Below are 16,401 nucleotides of genomic sequence, written 5' to 3'. Positions count from 1 at the left end.
AAGCGGTTAGAAGCGCAGGGAGGCGATCGCCGCGCGGTGGTCGCTGCCGGTCGCCGGGGCCACCCCCGCCTTGGTCGCCGTCATGCCCCTGAACAGGATGTGGTCGGGCCGGGTGATCGGGAACTCGGCCGGCCAGGTGAAGCCGAACCCGTCGCCGGCCACGCTCTGGGCGTCGGTCAGCGGCGGGGTCAGGCCGCGCATGCCGCGGTCGGTGGTGGCGGTGTTGAGGTCGCCGAGCAGCAGGACGCGCTTGCTGGGGTCGGCGTCGACGAGCCGGCGGGCGTGGGCCAGAGAGGCGTCGCGGGAGGCGGTGTGACCGGGCCTGGCCGAGGCCAGGTGCATGACGTAGACGGTGACCTTGCCCTTGGGGGTGCTCACCACCGCGCGCAGCGCCCGCGGCCAGCCCATGCCGACGTCGAGCGGGCGGGTCTCGCTGATCGGGTAGCGGCTCCACAGGCCGACCGTGCTGACCGGGTAGTGGTAGCGGAACAGCTTGTTGAGCTGCTTGGCCGCGGGCCCGCCCGGGGTCAGCTCCTGGGCGGCCAGCAGGTCGAGCCCTTCGGCGATGGCCTTGACCGCCTCGCCGGAGGCGCTGTTGCGCACGCCGACGTTGACCGTGCCGACGGCCAGGTCGCTGGGGCCGCCGGGCGGCGCGGCCAGCAGCGTGGAGCCGAACATCGCCGCCCACACCAGGCCGGGCGCCAGCGCCGCGAGCGCGGCCGCCCTGGACCGCGCCAGCAGGGCGAGGAGCAGCAGCAGCGGCACCGCCAGCCCCATCCAGGGCAGCAGGCTCTCCAGGACGGGCGTGAATCCGCCGAGCGACGGGATGAGCGAATGACCCGCCAGGGCCAGGGCGACCACTGCGGAGGCGATGACGACGACCCGGCTCAGCACCCGAACCAGGCTAGTGCTTCGCCGCGCGACACGCCGACACGCTAACCTGTTGACGTCGCAACGGAACAACATTCGGTTCATCGGGAGCCCGGCATGCGCATCGGTATGGCACTCAACTACTCGGGCGGTTTCAAGGAGACGGTCGCCGAGCTGGCCGACTACGAGAAGGCGGGCCTCGACATCGTCTTCGTGGCCGAGGCGTACAGCTTCGACGCCGTCAGCCAGATGGGGTACATCGCGGCGAAGACCGAGCGGGTGCAGATCGCCTCGGGCATCCTGCCGATCTACTCCCGTACGCCGACGTTGCTGGCCATGACCGCCGCGGGCATGGACTTCGTCTCCGACGGGCGCTTCACGCTGGGCATCGGGACGTCGGGGCCGCAGGTCATCGAGGGCTTCCACGGGGTGCCGTACACCGCGCCGATCGGGCGTACCCGGGAGGTCATCGAGATCTGCCGCAAGGTGTGGCGGCGCGAGCGGCTGGAGCACGCGGGCCGCAACTACCAGGTGCCGCTGCCCGCCGGTGAGGGCACCGGCCTGGGCAAGCCGCTGAAGATCATCAACCACCCGGTGCGCCCGCGCATCCCGATCGTCGTCGCCGCCATCGGCCCCAAGAACGTGGAGATGACCGCCGAGCTGGCCGAGGGCTGGGAGCCGATCTTCTACTACCCGGAGAAGGCCGCCGACGTGTGGGGCCCGGCGCTGGCCGCCGGCCGCGCGAAGCGCGACCCCGAGCTGGGGGAGCTCGACGTGATCGCCCAGGCGGCGCTGGCCATCGGCGACGACGTGGCCGGGCTGCGCGACTTCGGCCGGGCGATGGCCGCCCTGTACATCGGCGGCATGGGCGCCAAGGGCAAGAACTTCTACAACGACCTGGCCCGGCGCTACGGCTACGAGAAGGAGGCCGAGCAGATCCAGGACCTCTACCTGGAGGGCAAGAAGGACGAGGCCGCCGCGCTGGTGCCCGCCGAGCTGCTGGAGAACATGTCGCTGATCGGCAGCGAGGGCTTCGTCCGCGACCGGATCGCGGCGCTGAAGGAGTCGGGGGTGACGACGCTCAACGTCGCGCCGCTCGGCCGTACCCACGAGGAGCGCGTCCGCCTGCTGGAGAAGGTCAAGGAGCTGGCCGCCTGATCGGGCGGGCTCCGGAAGGGGTGTGACGCACGTCACAATGCCGAGCGGGAATATGCCCCGTTTGGGATGGTGTTGTACGTCCTCGTGAGGTTCTCTGTGGTCATCGTGCGGCTCGTCGAGCGTCTGCACGTGGATCTGTGCCGTCTGCACGGATCCCTCTGTCGCTGATCGGCGCGTCCCCCAGACTCCCCCCTTCCTCACCCGCATGCCCCCTTCGCCGCGGCATGCCTGACTTCCGGAGCCTTCCTCCCGTGAAGAGATTCACCTTCTCCCTTCAGCTGCTGCTCGGCCTCGTGGTCGGCGTCGCCCTGGGGTTCGTCGCCAAGATCTGGGACGTGGCCTGGCTGGCCGAGACGCTGACCCAGGTCGGCAAGATCTTCGTCCAGTTGCTCAAGCTCGCCGTGCCGCCGCTGGTGTTCACCGCCGTGCTGGTCAGCGTGGCCAACCTGCGCAACGTCAACGGCGCCGCCCGCCTGGCCTCCAAGACCCTGCTGTGGTTCCTGATCACCGCGTTCGTCTCGGTGGCCTTCGCGATCGCGCTCGGCCTGATCATCAACCCGGGCCAGGGCGTCACCCTCGACACCGGCGCGGCCAAGGCCGTCGACACCGAGGGCGCCGGCACCTGGCTCGACTTCGTCACCGGCATCCTGCCCACCAACATCGTCACGGCCTTCACCGAGGTGAACGTCCTCCAGATCGTCTTCCTGGGTGTCGTCCTCGGCGCGGCGGCCCTGGCGGTGGGCGAGAAGGCCGAGCCGTTCCTCAACCTCAGCCGTTCGGTGCTCGAACTGGTGCAGAAGGCCCTGTGGTGGGTCATCCGCCTGGCCCCGATCGGCACCGCCGGCCTCATCGGCAAGGCCGTCTCCACGTACGGCTGGGACCTGCTGGCCCCGCTGGCCAAGTTCAGCGTCGGCGTGTACGTCGGCTGCTTCATCGTCCTGCTGGCCGTCTACCCGACGCTGCTCGCGGTCTGGGGCAAGGTCAACCCGATCACGTTCTTCCGCAACGCCTGGCCCGCCATCGAGCTGGCCTTCGTCTCCCGCTCTTCGGTCGGCACGCTGCCCCTGACCCAGCGCGTCACCGTCGAGCGCAACGGCGTCGACCGTGACTACGCCTCCTTCGCGGTGCCCTTCGGCGCCACCACCAAGATGGACGGCTGCGCCTCGGTCTACCCGGCGCTGGCCGCGATCTTCGTCGCGCAGGTGTTCGGCGTGCACCTCGGGGTGGGGGACTACCTGCTGATCGCGTTCGTCTCGGTCGTCGGCTCGGCCGCCACCGCCGGTCTGACCGGCGCGATCGTCATGCTGACGCTCACGCTGAGCACGCTGGGCCTGCCGCTCGAAGGCGTCGGCCTGCTGCTGGCGATCGACCCGATCCTCGACATGATCCGCACCGCGACCAACGTGGCCGGCCAGATGGTCGTCCCGGTCCTGGTGGCCCGCTCGGAGGGCCGCCTGGACGAGGCGGTCTTCAACGCGCCGCCGCAGCCGCTCGACGACGCCCCGGCCTCGGCCGCCCGCACGCCGCGCGCGCCGGAGCCCGCGACGGCCTGACCGGAGTTCTCCTGAGGGCGGGTGGCCGTACGGCCACCCGCCCTCAGTCGTAGGTGAGCAGGTCGCCGGGCTGACAGTCCAGGGCCTCGCACAGCCGGGTCAGCGTGGAGAAGCGGATGGCCTTGGCGTGGCCGTTCTTGAGTATCGACAGGTTCACGACGGTGATCTCGACCTTGTGCGACAGCTCGGTGAGCGTCATGCCGCGCTGGGCGAGCAGTTCGTCCAGGCGTACCCGGATGGTGCCTGCGGGCATCAGATCGTGGCCTCGACCTCGTCGAGCAGGGCCACGCCCCGGCGGACGATCTCCGACACCCCGAGCGCGCACAGCCCCGCCACGAGGCCCGCGAGCGGCACGCCCGGCGCCGGGACGAACGCCGGACCGGTCGTCAGCAGCATGCCGGACAGTATGGCCTGCGCCGCCGTGCCGAGCGCGGCCGACACGAGCGAACCGGCGATCAGGATCCAGCCCAGCCGCCGCAGGTGCCCGGCCGTGACGGCGGAGAACAGCGCCCGGTCGCCCGACCGCGCCCTGCGCAACGCGCGGACCACGGTGTACAGCGCGAGCAGCCCGGTCGCCGTGGGCGGCGCCCACAGCAGGAGGTAGAGCAGCGCCGCCGCGGGCGAGGGCCCCACGGGGCGGAGTGTCACGTCGGCCGTGGCGCCGACGATCTCCACCCCCGGGACGGGGGTCACGGGCGGCGTCACGCCGGAGACGTGCAGCGGCACGCCGATGCCGTTGGCCGTGCCGAACACGGCGATCAGGACGGTGGCGCCCAGGGCGGTGAGCGCGCCGAGGCAGCCGAGGACGAGGCCGATGCTCAACAGGACCTCGAGCCGGTTGATCCACTTCATGGGCATAACGATAATCGTAAATAACGAAAGTCGTTATGTCGAGGGGCGGCAGGCGCGGTGTGGTGGGGGGTGCGAAGTGTGGATCATGGGGCGGGGAGGGGCTGGAGGGCCCTATGGTGGGTCGGAAATAGCCCACTTTTCGAGTTTTTGGCGGGGATATGTCCGACGCTACGCCTTCGATGGTCGCCGACCGGTACCGGCTTGACGAGCTCATCGGCAGCGGTCCGATGGGTGAGGTGTGGCGGGCCTACGACACCCGCGCCGACTGGGTCGTGGCCGTGAAGATCCTGGGCGCGGGCGCGGCCGGCGAGGCCGCCCGGGAGGCGCTGAAGCAGCACGCGCAGGCGGTGGCCAGGGTGATCCACCCCAACGTGGCCATGGTCCTCGACGTGGGCGACCAGGAGGGCGCCCCCTTCCTGGTGACCGAGTTCCTCACCGGGACCAGCGTGGGGGAGGACCTGGCGGCCGAGGGACCCATGCCGATCGTCGAGGTGTGCGACCTGGTCGGGCAGGCGGCCGCGGGGCTGGACGCCGCGCACCGCGCCGGGGTGTTCCACGGGCAGATCGACTCCGGCAGTTTCCGGCGGGCGGCCAGCGGCGTGCTGAAGGTCGTCGGGTTCGGGCTGCCGGACGAGGAGCCGTCCCAGGCCGAACGCCGCTACCTGGCCCCTGAGCGCGCCTCCGGCCGTCCCGCCACGGCCGCCGCCGACCTGTACGCCCTCGGCGCCGTCTGCTACGAGCTCCTGTGCGGCCGCCCGCCCGCCGCCACCCCTGACCTGCCGGTGACCGGCATGCGCGCCACCCCGCCGTCCCCGCCCGCCGCCCCGGGAACCGCGGCCCCCGGAACTCCGGCCCAGGGAACTCCGGCCCCAGGAACTCCGGACCCAGGAACCCCGGCCCCAGGAACCCCGGCATCCGGAACCGGGACCCCCGGGGGTGCCGGGCAGGGGATCGTCCCGCCCAGTGCGATCCGGCCCGAGATCCCCGCCGAGCTGGACCGGCTCGTCCTCGCGATGCTCGCGCCCGACCCCGCCAGGCGGCCCTCGGGCGGCGAGCCCGTCCGCCGGGCCCTGGCCGCCATCGCCCGGCCCGGCGCGGCCCCGGGAGCGGCCCCGAACACCGGCGCGAACACCGGCGCGAACACCGGCGCGAACACCGGCGCGAACACCGGCGTGAACACCGCCCCGAACCTCGCCGGAGCCGCGGCGGGCCGGCCGGGCGACACGCGGGTCTACGACTTCAACGGCGTCCCGCGGGCCGGCGACACCGCCGTCTACGAGTCCGCCGGGCTGGACCAGGCGCCGCCGCGTACCGGCAACAAGCTGCTGGTCCAGATGGGGATCGCCGTCGCCGTCATCGCCGTGGTGGCCGTCGCCATGGTGGTGTGGGCGGGCTCGCGCAAGGAGACGCCGGTGGCCGAGCCGAGCGCGAGCGCGCCCCCCACGCCCGTCCTGTCGCCGGACGTCACGCTGACCGCCGGCCCGACCTCCGAGCCGCCCGAAGCCGAGCCCACCGACCTCACCCCGGGCGACACCGCCACCAGCCTGGTCCAGACCGTCGGCCCCAAGGCGACCCTCGGCCCCCGGCAGACCCCGGCGGGCGGCTGGGACCACTGGCTGGTGAAGTTCGACGAGGCGGTGACGGCCCAGGAGGACATCGGCGACATCAACCCCCACGTCGCCGAGAAGGTCCACGACAAGCTCAGGAAGGCCGCCGAGAAGCTCCAGGACGGCCACTTCGAGCCCGCCCGCGGCCAGATCGCCGGCGTCTACCGTGACCTGCGCAAGGCCCAGGTGAAGGGCGACGTCCCCCTGTCGGGCCCGCTCGCCTCCTTCCTGGACGACTTCGCCCTCTCCTGACCGTGACGGGACGGTTTCCCCTCTCCTGACCGTGACGGACGGGAGGCCCGTGCTTTCCCCCGATCCTGACCGGGTGGGGGAGGGCCGGGGCGCGCGTACATTGGCGGGATGACCATCGACCACGCGGCGCGCCGGGCACGCCTGGCCGCGGCGCTGCCCGCCCACGAGGTCCCCGCGCTCCTCGTCACCTCCCCCGTCAACGTCCGCTACCTCACCGGGCTGGTCAGCTCGAACGCGGCCGTCCTGGTCAGGGCGGACGGCTCGGCGCTGCTGGCGACCGACAACCGCTACATCGACAAGACGCGCGCCCTCGACGTGCCCGCGGTCGAGGCGCCCGACGTGGCCGGCCGGCTGGCCGCGCCGGGCGTGGGCATCGAGGCCGCCGCCATGACCGTGGCGACCTTCCGCCGCCTGGAGGCGGGCCTGAAGGAGGGCGACGGCAAGGGCGGGGGCCTGGTGCCGCTCGGCCCGCTGGTCGAGGAGCTGCGCGCGGTCAAGGACGAGGCGGAGCTGGAGCTCATCCGCACCGCCTGCGCCCTGACCGACCAGGCCTTCGCCGACGTGCTCCCGATGATCGCGCCGGGCCTCACCGAGCGCGCCCTGGCCCGCCTTCTCGACAACCGCATGACCGAGCTGGGCGCCGACAAGCCGGCGTTCGACACGATCGTCGCCGCCGGCGAGCACGGCGCGATCCCGCACCATGCCCCCACCGACCGCGAGCTGCGCGCCGGCGACCTGGTCACGATGGACTTCGGCGCCCGCTACCACGGCTACCACGCCGACATGACCAGGACGGTCTGCCTGGGCGCGCCCGCCGCCTGGCAGCGCGACCTGTACGACCTGGTCAGGCGCGCCCAGCGAGCCGGCCGGCACGCCCTGACCCCGGGAGCCCTGGCAAAGGACGTCGACGCGGCCGCCCGCGGCCTGATCGAGGCGGCGGGCCACGGCGAGCACTTCCGGCACGGCCTGGGCCACGGCGTCGGCCTGGAGATCCACGAGGACCCGTTCCTGGGCCCCTCCAGGACCGGTAGACTAGAGGATCGAGTTCCGATCACCGTCGAGCCTGGGATCTACCTCCCCGAGCGGGGCGGGGTTCGCATCGAGGACACCCTCGTGACCCGTGAGGGCGGGCCGGAACTTTTCACCAAGACCACCAAGGAGCTGCTCGTCCTTTAGAGCGGCCACACGCGGGAGAGAACGAGTGGCGACGACCAACGACCTCAAGAACGGCATGGTGCTGAAGCTCGAGGGCGGTGAGCTCTGGAGCGTTGTCGAGTTCCAGCACGTCAAGCCGGGCAAGGGCGGCGCGTTCGTGCGCACCAAGCTCAAGAACGTCCTCTCCGGCAAGGTCGTCGACAAGACCTTCAACGCCGGCGTGAAGGTCGACGTGGCCAATGTCGACAAGCGCGAGATGCAGTACTCCTACAAGGACGGCGACGACTTCGTCTTCATGGACACCGAGACCTACGACATGGTCAACGTGCCCGCCCGCACCGTCGGCACCGCCGCCAACTACATGCTGGAGAACACCCTCGCCACGATCGCCTTCAACGAGGGTTCGGCGCTCTACGTCGACCTGCCCGCCGCCGTCGAGCTGCTGATCTCCAACACCGAGCCCGGCCTGCAGGGCGACCGCTCCACCGGCGGCACCAAGCCGGCCACGCTGGAGACCGGCGCCGAGATCAAGGTGCCGCTGTTCATCACCACCGGCGAGAAGGTCAAGGTCGACACCCGTAGCGGCGAATACCTCGGCCGGGCCTGAGGTGTCTGCACGCGGCAAAGCACGCAGGCGCGCCCTTGACATCCTCTTCGAGGCCGAGCTGCGCTCGGAGGATCCGCTGAAGATCCTCGCCGAGCGCGTCGAGCGGCAGGAGCCGCCGGTCAACGAGTACACCTCGGCCATCGTCGAGGGCGTCGCCCGCCACCATGCCCGCATCGACGAGCTGATCACCACCTACTCCGAGGGCTGGACGCTCGACCGCATGCCCGCGGTCGACCGCAACCTGCTGCGCGGGGGCACGTACGAGCTGCTGTGGATGCCCGACGTGCCGGAGGGCGTGGTCATCAGCGAGTGGGTGCACCTGGCGGGCGAGCTGTCGACCGACGAGTCGCCGCAGTTCATCAACGGCCTGCTGGCCCGGTTCAAGCAACTCAAGCCAAGCCTCACCCTTTAGACAAAGGCCGCGAAGGCCGTTTCGGGGTACGTTCCACTCAGACGGTCCGTACGGCTCGCGAAGAGGCGGCGGAAGGCGCGCCGGCGCGCGGCCTTCCGGTGCGGTCCCCGGCCTGCCGCGGGGCCGTGAGCCGGTCCGGGGAAGTGGCGCGTCACCAGCCGCGACGCGCCCTTTTCCGGCCTTGTCCGGCTTTCCCGGGTGAGCATCGGTCCCAGCGTGACCGCAGCCCCCGAGACCGCTGCGAATCCCGCGTACGGCACCCCTGCCTGCCACCGTGCGCGGCAGGTGGTTCGCCCGGCTCACGCACAAGGACGGCGTGCCGGCCGACGCCTGGCGGCCGCGGTCGCCCGAGAGGATGGCGGCGCCCTTCGACGGTCAGGGTCCGGCCTGCGGGCGACGGCGCGTACCGCGTAGGCTGGGCCCGTCCGCACAGGGCGAGGGCCGCCCGCGGAGGAGAGAGAGGCGAGCCGACGTTGCGAGCAGAAGGCGTCACCACGAAGACCCCGGCGGTGCGCACCGCCGTCGTGTGGGGCGCGTTGCGGTCGGTGCTGGCCGAGCGTGCCGAGGCCGTCGGCCGGGCCAGGCTCGACATCGTCGACGCCGGCGGGGGCACCGGCGGGTTCGCCGTGCCGCTGGCCGAGCTCGGCCACACCGTCACCGTCGTCGACCCCAGCCCCGACTCGCTGGCCGCGCTGGAGCGCCGGGCCAAGGAGAAGGGCGTGGGCGTGCGCGGCCTGCAGGGCGACACCGCCGACCTCGGCGACCTGCTCGACCGCGACAGCGCCGACCTGGTCCTGTGCCACAGCGTCCTGGAGTACGTCGACGACCCCACCGGCGCGCTGGCCGCCGTCGCCGGGCTGCTGCGCCCGGGTGGCGCCGTCAGCGTGCTGGCCGCCAACCCCGTGGCCAGCGCGATCCACCGGGCGCTGGCCGGGCAGTTCGACGAGGCCAGGGCCGTGCTGGCCGACCCGCGCGGCACGTGGGGCGACCGCGACCCCACGCCGCGGCGGTTCACCGCCGAGACCCTGGCGCAGCTGCTGACCGCCACGGGCTTCACCGTCGGCGCGGTCCACGGCGTGCGCGTCTTCGCCGACCTGGTGCCCAGCCGGCTCGTCGACGGCGAGCCCGGCGCGGCCGAGGCGCTGGCGGCGCTGGAGCAGGCCGCCGCCGTCCACCCCGTGCTGCGGGACGTCGCCACCCAGGTGCACGTGCTCGGCCACCGCCCCTAGTCTGGAACGTCTGTTCGGATAGACTCGCAGGCGTGTCCCGCAAGCAGATCACAGGCATCGGCCCCGCGCCGCGGACCGGGGTCGATGACAGCGGCTGCCCGATTCTCCACGTCGACATGGACGCCTTCTTCGCCAGCGTCGAGCTGCTGGAGCGGCCGGAGCTGCGGGGCCGCCCGGTGATCGTCGGCTCGCCGGCCGGGCGCGGCGTCGTGCTCAGCGCCACCTACGAGGCCAGGGCGTTCGGCGTGCACTCGGCGATGCCGATGAGCAGGGCACGCCGGTTGTGCCCGCAGGCCACGATCATCCCGCCCAGCCACGGCAAGTACTCCGAGGTCTCCAGGGGCGTCATGGAGATCTTCCACTCGATCACCCCGCTGGTCGAGCCGATCGCCTCCGACGAGGCGTTCCTCGACGTCGGCGGCGCCCGGCGGCGGCTCGGCCCGCCCGCGGCGATCGCCGCCATGATCAGGGAGCAGGTGCTCGACCGCTACGGCATCACCTGCTCGGTCGGGGTGGCCTCCAGCAAATTCGTGGCAAAGCTGGCCTCCAAGCAGTGCAAGCCCGACGGGCTGCTGGTGGTGCCCGAAGGGCAGGTGGTCGACTTCCTGCACCCGCTGCCGGTCTCGGCGTTGTGGGGCGTGGGGGAGCGCACCGAGCAGTCCCTCGTCCGGCTCGGCATCCGCACCGTCGGCGACCTGGCCAGAGTGCCCCTGGGCACGCTCCAGCGCGAGCTCGGGCAGGCCGTCGGCGGCCACCTGGCGACGCTGGCCTGGGGGCGCGACGAGCGTCCGGTGACCGCGCACGTGCCCGACAAGAGCATCGGCAACGAGGAGACCTTCGCCGCCGACGTCGACGATCCCGAGGTGATCCGGCGCGAGCTGCTGCGCCTGGCCGAGCGCGTGGCGGCCCGGATGCGTAAGGGCGGACACGTGGGCAGAACGGTAAGTGTGAAGCTGCGCCGGGCCGATTTCACCACGATCACCCGCTCGCGCACCCTGCGGGAGCCGACCGACGTCGCCCAGGTGATCTACGCCACCGCCTGCGAGCTGTTCGAGGCCGCCGGTCTCCAGCGGGTGCGCCTGCGCCTGGTCGGGGTCCGGATGGAGAACCTCCGCCCGGCCGGCGAGGCCACTCACCAACTCGGTCTGGGCGAGCGCGAGACCGGCTGGCGCGAGGCCGAACAGGCGATGGACAAGGCGATCCGGAGATTTGGCCCCGATGCGGTGCTCCCAGCGTCGCTGGTACGTGGCAAGCTTGATGAAATAGAGACATGACGCCCATGTCCTACTTGATCGGTCAGTCGGGTAGGAGAAGGATGTCGCGATTTTGGGGGAAGGGGTGCGAGATGGTCCACAATGGAGCCATGACGTCACCTCCGGTTTGGTCTGCGTTGGACGTTTGCTTTCGCCTACGTCTACAGCCTCGTATTCTGGGGATAACCGACCGCGAGGTTCGGACACCCCGTGTCGTCCGTTGCCGTCTTCCCCGTCCTGGGGCTGTCCTTGGGAGGCGCCGTGCCGCTCTCTGAGCACGAGCAGCGCTTGCTCGACCAGATCGAGCAGGCCCTCTACGCCGAGGACCCGAAGTGGGCCAACACCGTAAGGATCAGTGACCCGCGCAGCCATTACAAGCGTCGCCTGATCAAAGCCTCCATCGGCTTTGCGCTCGGCGTCGTGATCATGATGGTCGGCGTGGTCATGAGTCAGATCCCGCTCGGCGTCGGCGGTTTCGTGGTCATGCTCGCCGCGTGTCTGTGGGGTCTGTCCAGCTGGAAGCGCATGAACGGGTTCGGCGACTCGCCGCCGGCCCCGGGCGCGGGCGGCGCGGGCAGGCAGCCCCGGCGCGCCGGCCGGGGCACCTTCATGGAGCGCATGGAGGAGCGCTGGCGCCGTCGTCACGACGAGCGCTGACCTCCTCGCCGCTGCTCACCGGCTCCGAACCTCCGCCTTACGCGAACGTGCGGCCGTTCCCCTTCAGGGGAGCGACCGCACGCTCGGTCCTGGACAGGCGGTTCAGGCGCCCTTGTGGGCCGCCGTCCGCCGCAGCCTGATGTTCTCCAGCAGGTCGAAGCCGTCCAGCAGGCGCTCGCCCAGCGCCCGCAGCCGCCGCAGCGTCGAGGGCGGCAGCAGCACCGCCCGCATCCGCCTTCCCCGCGACACCGTCGCCGCCAGGGCCTGCCGCACCTTGCGCAGGTCCTTTCTCATGGGCCCGATCGTGCCCGGGTCCCTGGCGAACAGCACCCGCTCGACCGTCGTCGCGATGGCCGTCATGGCGGCCGCCGACTCGGCGTCGAACTCGTACTGCTGGCTCAGCCGCCGGGCCAGCGCCCGCGGGGTCTCGCTGGCGCCGCGGGTCATGCCGTAGTCGCACAGCACGTCGTCCAGCTCGGCCCACACGGCCGCGATCGACGGGTGGTGGGCGGTCGCGATCCTGGCCGTCAGGTCGTCGGCCGGTTGCGAGACCTTCCAGCCCAGCGCGCGCACCCGCCGGTTCCTGGTGAGCAGCCGCAGCGCCGCCGGGACCAGCAGGAGCAGCAGCAGAGCGCCCGCGCCGATGCCGATCTTGCCGATCAGCGGCATCGAGTCGTCCGGCGGCAGGCCGCCCGTGGCGATCAGGCCCTCACGGTCGAGCTCGCGCGGGTTGCGCCGGGTGGAGGGGTTGATCGGGTCGTCGGCGCCGGACTCGGTCGCGCCGCTGCTCGGCGAGGTGGACGGCGTGGTCGAAGGTGCCGGCGGGACCGTGTAGTCCGGCACCCGCGCGCTGCCCTGCCCCAGCGACCCGGACGGCGTCGGCTCGAACGGCAGCCAGCCCACGCCCTCGAAGTACAGCTCGGGCCAGGAGTGCGAGTCGCCGGTCGTGACCGTCCAGTTGTCGCCGGCCTTCGTGCCGCCGGTGTAGCCGATCGCCACCCGCGACGGGATGCCGACGATCCTGGCCAGCACCGCCATCGAGGCCGCGAACTGCTCGCAGTAGCCCGTGCGGTCGCGCAGCAGGAAGTCCCGCAGCGCGGAGTTGCCGTGGCCCTGCGTGCGCAGGTCGTAGCGGAAGTCGCCGTCCTTGGTGAAGAACTGCTGGAGCTTCACCGCCGCCTCGTAGTTGGAGTTGGTCTGCGCCGTCAGCGAACGCGCCAGCCGGACGATCTCCGGCGGCAGGTTGTCCGGCAGCTTCAGGTACCGCCGGTCCACGCTCGGCTGGACGCCCTCCAGCGACTCCAGCAGCTCCGGCGTGGCGGCCGGCTCACTGGTGGCGACCTCGTACTCCAGGCCGGCCGCCTCGTCGGGGATGGAGAAGACCATCAGCGTGCCCACGTCGGCGCGCCAGTCGCCGTCCACCCGGATCTGCCGCGGCGGGTACGGCAGCGGCAGGAACTGCAGCCGCTCGATCTCGTCGCTCATCCGGATCCGGGTGACGACGTTGCTGACCTTCGTGCTCGCGCTCAGGCCGGGAGGCGGCGGCAGCGGGCCGTTGTCCGTCCTGTTGTCCGGCGAGCCCTTCGGCTCGGTCATGCCGAACTGCTGGCCGTCGAAGGTGTCCAGCGCGTAGATCCGCAGGTACCTGGGCTTGTTGTCGTTGTTGTTGTAGGTGAGCACCACGCGCCGCTCGGGCAGTTCGAGCTGCCCCCGCAGGCTGGCGATCGGGCTCGCGATGCTGATCGAGTTGCCCTTGCCGCCGCCCCGGCCGCCGACGCCGAACTGGAAGAAGGAGACCGGCTCCATCACCGGCAGCGCGGCCGGCAGCAGCACGGCCAGCGCGATGGCGGCAAACCCGATGCGCTTGCCCGACAGCCGCAGGCCGCTGGTGTCGGCCCTGGCCCCGCCGGTGTCCGGACGCGGCCCGGTCGCCGCCCTGGTCCGGCGGACGAGCACCGCCCGTCCCCAGTGGCCCACCCGCTCGCGCCCGTCGGCGATGAGCAGGCTGACGAAGCCGAGCGCGGCGATGATGAAGGCGGGCCAGCTGATCGGCTCGGCCAGGATCGTCGCCGGGACGGTGGCCAGCGCCAGCAGCGGCAGCCCGGCCAGCGCCGCCCGCCGCAGCCGCGCGGCGAGCAGGTCCACGGCGATCGCGATGACGCCCACGCCGCCCGCGGTCAGCAGCGTGATGCCGTCCGTGGGCGGCACGGGCGCGGCGTAGCGCTGGATGTCGGCCCAGCCGGCCCCGAGCAGCCGGCCCAGCTCCCACACCGACTCCTTGGTCGGGATCACCAGCGCCCACGCCTTGCCGGAGGCGAAGACCACGGTCAGGAAGATCCATAACGCGGCCAGCCCGGCCGGCGGCGCGGCCCAGGCGGGCAGCGACAGGCGCGAGCTGATCAGCCCGGCGGCCATCACGGCCAGCACCGCGCCGAGCGACGTCCAGAACCAGGCGCCGCCCTGGAAGAGCGGATAGAGCAGGATCGCCGCGGTGAACGCGGCCACACCCGAGGCGGCCGTCAGCCTCATGCCGCACCTCCCGTGGGGTTGAGCGCGTACCTGCCGCGGTTGGCGGCGTCCGGCCAGACCGAGGCGATGGAGGTGCCGGCGGGCAGGCGGACGATCCGCCAGCCGTAACCGGCCAGGACGCCCTGCACGGCGTCGAAGTTCTCGTGCGAGCCCCGGCCGGCGCCCTCCCAGGTGCCGGCGTCGAGCAGGACCGCGACACCGGTGACGCCGCTGTGCCGCAGCCTGGCCAGCTCCCTGGCCTCCTCCGGGTCGAGCGCGCCGAGCACGGCCACGATCAGGCCGTCGCCGCCGCCCTGGCGCAGGGCCGAGATGCCCATCTCCAGCGAGCGGGCCGAGCTGTGCCGCACCACGGCCAGCGTGTCCAGCAGCGAGTAGCTGAGCCCCTGGTCGGTCAGGTGCTCGGCGCCCTGGTCGGTGACCAGCCGCAGGCCCAGGCCCTCGTGGGCGAGGTGCACGCCGATCGAGGCCGCGGCCGAGACCGCCACCTCGAAGGAGGAGCGCGGGCCCTCGCCGCGGTGGGCGTGCCTGCGGGTGTCCAGCAGGAGCGCGCCGCGGCTCTGCCACTGCTGCTCCTCGCGGCGCACCATCAGCTCGCCGTGCCGGGCGGTCGAGCGCCAGTGCACCCGGCGCAGGTCGTCGCCCTGCCGGTACTCGCGCGGCGCCACGTCGTCGTCGCCGGCCGCGGCCACGCTCCGGGTGCGGCTGTCGCCGCCGCCCGTCCACTCGCCCGACAGCCGTACGTGCGGCAACGCCACCACCTGCGGCGTCACCACGAGCGTGTCGCTGATGGTGAACGCCCGCGTCAGCTCCACCAGCCCGAACGGGTCGGCGATGCGCACCGACAGCGGCCCGATCGTGTACCTGCCCCGCAGGTCGGACCGGACCCGGTAGTCGATCTCCCGCACCCCCTTGGACTCGACCCGGTCGAGCACGAACCGCGGCCGCACGCCCAGCGCGTACGGCACGGTGTCCTCGATCAGCAGCAGCCCGGTCGGCAGCCTGGTCACGTTCTCCAGGCGCAACGTCACCGTGGCCTCCCCGCCCACCTCCGCCCTGGGCGGGTCCAGCCTCCGCGCGCAGCTCAGCCGGTACCTGGTGCGCGCCACCACCAGCGCGGCCAGCAGCGGCAGCGCCGTGACCAGCACGCCGATCCTGAACAGGTCGTTCTCGCCCAGGATCAGCGCCATCAGCAGCGCCGCGATCCCCGAGGCCAGGAACGACCTGCCGCGGGAGGTCAGCGCCCGCAGTCCGGCCCTCACGACGCTCGCGTCTCCGGCACCGGCACCCGCCTGACGAGGTCGGTCACCACCTGCTCGGGCAGACGGCGCTGGCCCTGGGCCTCGACGCTGGGCAGCAGCCGGTGCGCCAGCACGGGCACGGCCAGGTCCTGCAGGTCGTCGGGGATGACGTAGTCGCGCCCGGCCAGCGCCGCGTGCGCCCTGGCCGCGCGGACGAGCTGCAGCGTGGACCGGGGGGAGGCGCCCAGCCGCAGGTCGGGGGAGTGCCGGGTGGCCACGACGAGGTCGATGGCGTACTTCTTGACCGGCTGCGAGACGTACACGCCGCGCACGGCCTCGATCAGGGCGCGCACCTCGGCGGTCGTGGCGACCGGCTCCAGCTTGTCCAGCGGCGAGGTGCTGCCGTGCACGTCGAGCATCTCCAGCTCGGCGGTCGGCTCCGGGTAGCCCATGGCGACCCGGGCGGTGAACCGGTCGCGCTGGGCCTCGGGGAGGGGATAGGTGCCCTCCATCTCGATGGGGTTCTGGGTGGCGATCACCATGAAGGGGGCGTCCAAGGAGTACGTCACGCCGTCCACGGTGACCTGGTGCTCCTCCATGCACTCCAGCAACGCCGACTGCGTCTTGGGGGAGGCGCGGTTGATCTCGTCGCCCACGACGATGTTGGCGAACACCGGCCCGGGCTTGAACTCGAACTCACGCGTCTGCTGGTTGTAGGCGCTGACCCCGGTGATGTCACTGGGCAACAGGTCGGGCGTGAACTGCACGCGGCGCACCGGGCAGTCGATGGACCGCGCCAGCGCCTTGGCGAGCATCGTCTTGCCGACGCCCGGCACGTCCTCGATCAAAAGGTGGCCCTCGGCGAGCAGGACGGTCAGCGTGAGACGGACGGCGTCGCTCTTTCCCTCGATCACCGACTCGATGGCCTGCCGGATTCGGTGGGCGGTGGAGACCAGCTCGTCAAGCTGGGGAGGGACGTCATGGGTTAGTGCCACCAGGCCTCCATAGTGCGACGGCTGTCCCGCACGG

At 72.2% G+C, this 16,401-nt stretch carries 15 protein-coding genes; 9 read left to right on the top strand and 6 right to left on the bottom strand.

All coding sequences use genetic code 11. From position 1 onward, the window contains the following. Positions 1-6: 6 nt before the first annotated feature. Positions 7-894, bottom strand: a complete 888-nt coding sequence (locus ACFYYW_RS11340) for an endonuclease/exonuclease/phosphatase family protein (RefSeq protein WP_352327128.1) — start codon at positions 892-894, stop codon at positions 7-9. A 93-nt stretch (positions 895-987) separates the two neighbouring features. Here ACFYYW_RS11340 and ACFYYW_RS11335 point away from each other — a divergent pair, with 93 nt between their 5' ends. Both ACFYYW_RS11335 and ACFYYW_RS11330 read left to right on the top strand, forming a co-directional pair. Continuing rightward, complete coding sequence (locus ACFYYW_RS11335; protein ID WP_352327129.1) at positions 988-2,028, top strand: LLM class F420-dependent oxidoreductase; 1,041 nt, start codon at positions 988-990, stop codon at positions 2,026-2,028. Between the two features lie 251 nt (positions 2,029-2,279). Then, the gene (locus ACFYYW_RS11330; protein ID WP_387647438.1) at positions 2,280-3,581 is read left to right on the top strand and encodes a dicarboxylate/amino acid:cation symporter; all 1,302 of its coding nucleotides are present in this window, start codon (positions 2,280-2,282) and stop codon (positions 3,579-3,581) included. Between the two features lie 43 nt (positions 3,582-3,624). Here ACFYYW_RS11330 and ACFYYW_RS11325 read toward each other — a convergent pair whose 3' ends face one another. Both ACFYYW_RS11325 and ACFYYW_RS11320 read right to left on the bottom strand, forming a co-directional pair. After that, on the bottom strand, positions 3,625-3,834 hold the full coding sequence (locus ACFYYW_RS11325; RefSeq protein WP_387647436.1) for a helix-turn-helix domain-containing protein: 210 nt from the start codon (positions 3,832-3,834) through the stop codon (positions 3,625-3,627). Then, a complete protein-coding gene (locus ACFYYW_RS11320; RefSeq protein WP_387647433.1) occupies positions 3,834-4,433 on the bottom strand; it encodes a DUF2975 domain-containing protein in 600 nt (199 codons plus the stop codon). The genes ACFYYW_RS11325 and ACFYYW_RS11320 overlap by 1 nt, the downstream gene beginning before the upstream one ends. A gap of 158 nt (positions 4,434-4,591) precedes the next feature. Here ACFYYW_RS11320 and ACFYYW_RS11315 point away from each other — a divergent pair, with 158 nt between their 5' ends. The 7 genes from ACFYYW_RS11315 to ACFYYW_RS11285 all read left to right on the top strand — a co-directional run bounded on the left by ACFYYW_RS11315 (position 4,592) and on the right by ACFYYW_RS11285 (position 11,605). Then, entirely contained in the window at positions 4,592-6,292 is a 1,701-nt protein-coding gene (locus tag ACFYYW_RS11315) for a protein kinase (RefSeq protein WP_387647431.1), read from the top strand. A gap of 108 nt (positions 6,293-6,400) precedes the next feature. Next, positions 6,401-7,468 carry a M24 family metallopeptidase gene (locus tag ACFYYW_RS11310; RefSeq protein ID WP_387647429.1) on the top strand — a complete coding sequence of 356 codons (1,068 nt, stop codon included), beginning with the start codon at positions 6,401-6,403 and terminating at the stop codon, positions 7,466-7,468. A 25-nt stretch (positions 7,469-7,493) separates the two neighbouring features. Further along, on the top strand, positions 7,494-8,054 hold the full coding sequence (efp, locus tag ACFYYW_RS11305) for an elongation factor P (RefSeq protein WP_352326968.1): 561 nt from the start codon (positions 7,494-7,496) through the stop codon (positions 8,052-8,054). 1 nt (position 8,055) lies between these two features. Continuing rightward, a complete protein-coding gene (gene nusB / locus ACFYYW_RS11300) occupies positions 8,056-8,466 on the top strand; it encodes a transcription antitermination factor NusB (protein ID WP_387647426.1) in 411 nt (136 codons plus the stop codon). A 473-nt stretch (positions 8,467-8,939) separates the two neighbouring features. Next, on the top strand, positions 8,940-9,695 hold the full coding sequence (locus ACFYYW_RS11295) for a methyltransferase domain-containing protein (RefSeq protein WP_364411695.1): 756 nt from the start codon (positions 8,940-8,942) through the stop codon (positions 9,693-9,695). A 32-nt stretch (positions 9,696-9,727) separates the two neighbouring features. Further along, a complete protein-coding gene (dinB, locus tag ACFYYW_RS11290; protein WP_387647423.1) occupies positions 9,728-10,969 on the top strand; it encodes a DNA polymerase IV in 1,242 nt (413 codons plus the stop codon). Positions 10,970-11,209: 240 nt separating this feature from the next. Further along, the gene (locus ACFYYW_RS11285) at positions 11,210-11,605 is read left to right on the top strand and encodes a DUF3040 domain-containing protein (protein WP_352326972.1); all 396 of its coding nucleotides are present in this window, start codon (positions 11,210-11,212) and stop codon (positions 11,603-11,605) included. Positions 11,606-11,707: 102 nt separating this feature from the next. On the opposite strand, the gene ACFYYW_RS11280 is transcribed toward ACFYYW_RS11285, so the two are convergent. Genes ACFYYW_RS11280 through ACFYYW_RS11270 form a run of 3 tightly spaced genes read right to left on the bottom strand, consistent with a single transcriptional unit; the run spans position 11,708 to position 16,367 of the window. Continuing rightward, a complete protein-coding gene (locus ACFYYW_RS11280; RefSeq protein ID WP_387647420.1) occupies positions 11,708-14,134 on the bottom strand; it encodes a transglutaminaseTgpA domain-containing protein in 2,427 nt (808 codons plus the stop codon). Continuing rightward, complete coding sequence (locus ACFYYW_RS11275; protein ID WP_352326974.1) at positions 14,131-15,393, bottom strand: DUF58 domain-containing protein; 1,263 nt, start codon at positions 15,391-15,393, stop codon at positions 14,131-14,133. Before ACFYYW_RS11275 ends, ACFYYW_RS11280 begins: the two co-directional genes overlap by 4 nt. Next, on the bottom strand, positions 15,390-16,367 hold the full coding sequence (locus ACFYYW_RS11270; RefSeq protein ID WP_387647417.1) for an AAA family ATPase: 978 nt from the start codon (positions 16,365-16,367) through the stop codon (positions 15,390-15,392). The genes ACFYYW_RS11275 and ACFYYW_RS11270 overlap by 4 nt, the downstream gene beginning before the upstream one ends. Positions 16,368-16,401: the final 34 nt, after the last annotated feature.

Source organism: Nonomuraea sp. NPDC001831, assembly GCF_042892035.1.
In the GTDB taxonomy this organism is placed as follows: Bacteria; Actinomycetota; Actinomycetes; order Streptosporangiales; family Streptosporangiaceae; genus Nonomuraea.
This window is presented reverse-complemented; position numbering and strand designations above follow the sequence as displayed.

What these genes read in the sequence shown, in the direction of transcription:
- ACFYYW_RS11315 (WP_387647431.1), top strand. Translation starts at nt 4,592, where the DNA reads ATGTCCGACGCTACGCCTTCGATGGTCGCCGACCGGTACCGGCTTGAC.
- ACFYYW_RS11310 (WP_387647429.1), top strand. Translation starts at nt 6,401, where the DNA reads ATGACCATCGACCACGCGGCGCGCCGGGCACGCCTGGCCGCGGCGCTG.
- ACFYYW_RS11325 (WP_387647436.1), bottom strand. Translation starts at nt 3,834, where the DNA reads ATGCCCGCAGGCACCATCCGGGTACGCCTGGACGAACTGCTCGCCCAG.
- ACFYYW_RS11320 (WP_387647433.1), bottom strand. Translation starts at nt 4,433, where the DNA reads ATGAAGTGGATCAACCGGCTCGAGGTCCTGTTGAGCATCGGCCTCGTC.
- ACFYYW_RS11280 (WP_387647420.1), bottom strand. Translation starts at nt 14,134, where the DNA reads ATGAGGCTGACGGCCGCCTCGGGTGTGGCCGCGTTCACCGCGGCGATC.
- ACFYYW_RS11335 (WP_352327129.1), top strand. Translation starts at nt 988, where the DNA reads ATGCGCATCGGTATGGCACTCAACTACTCGGGCGGTTTCAAGGAGACG.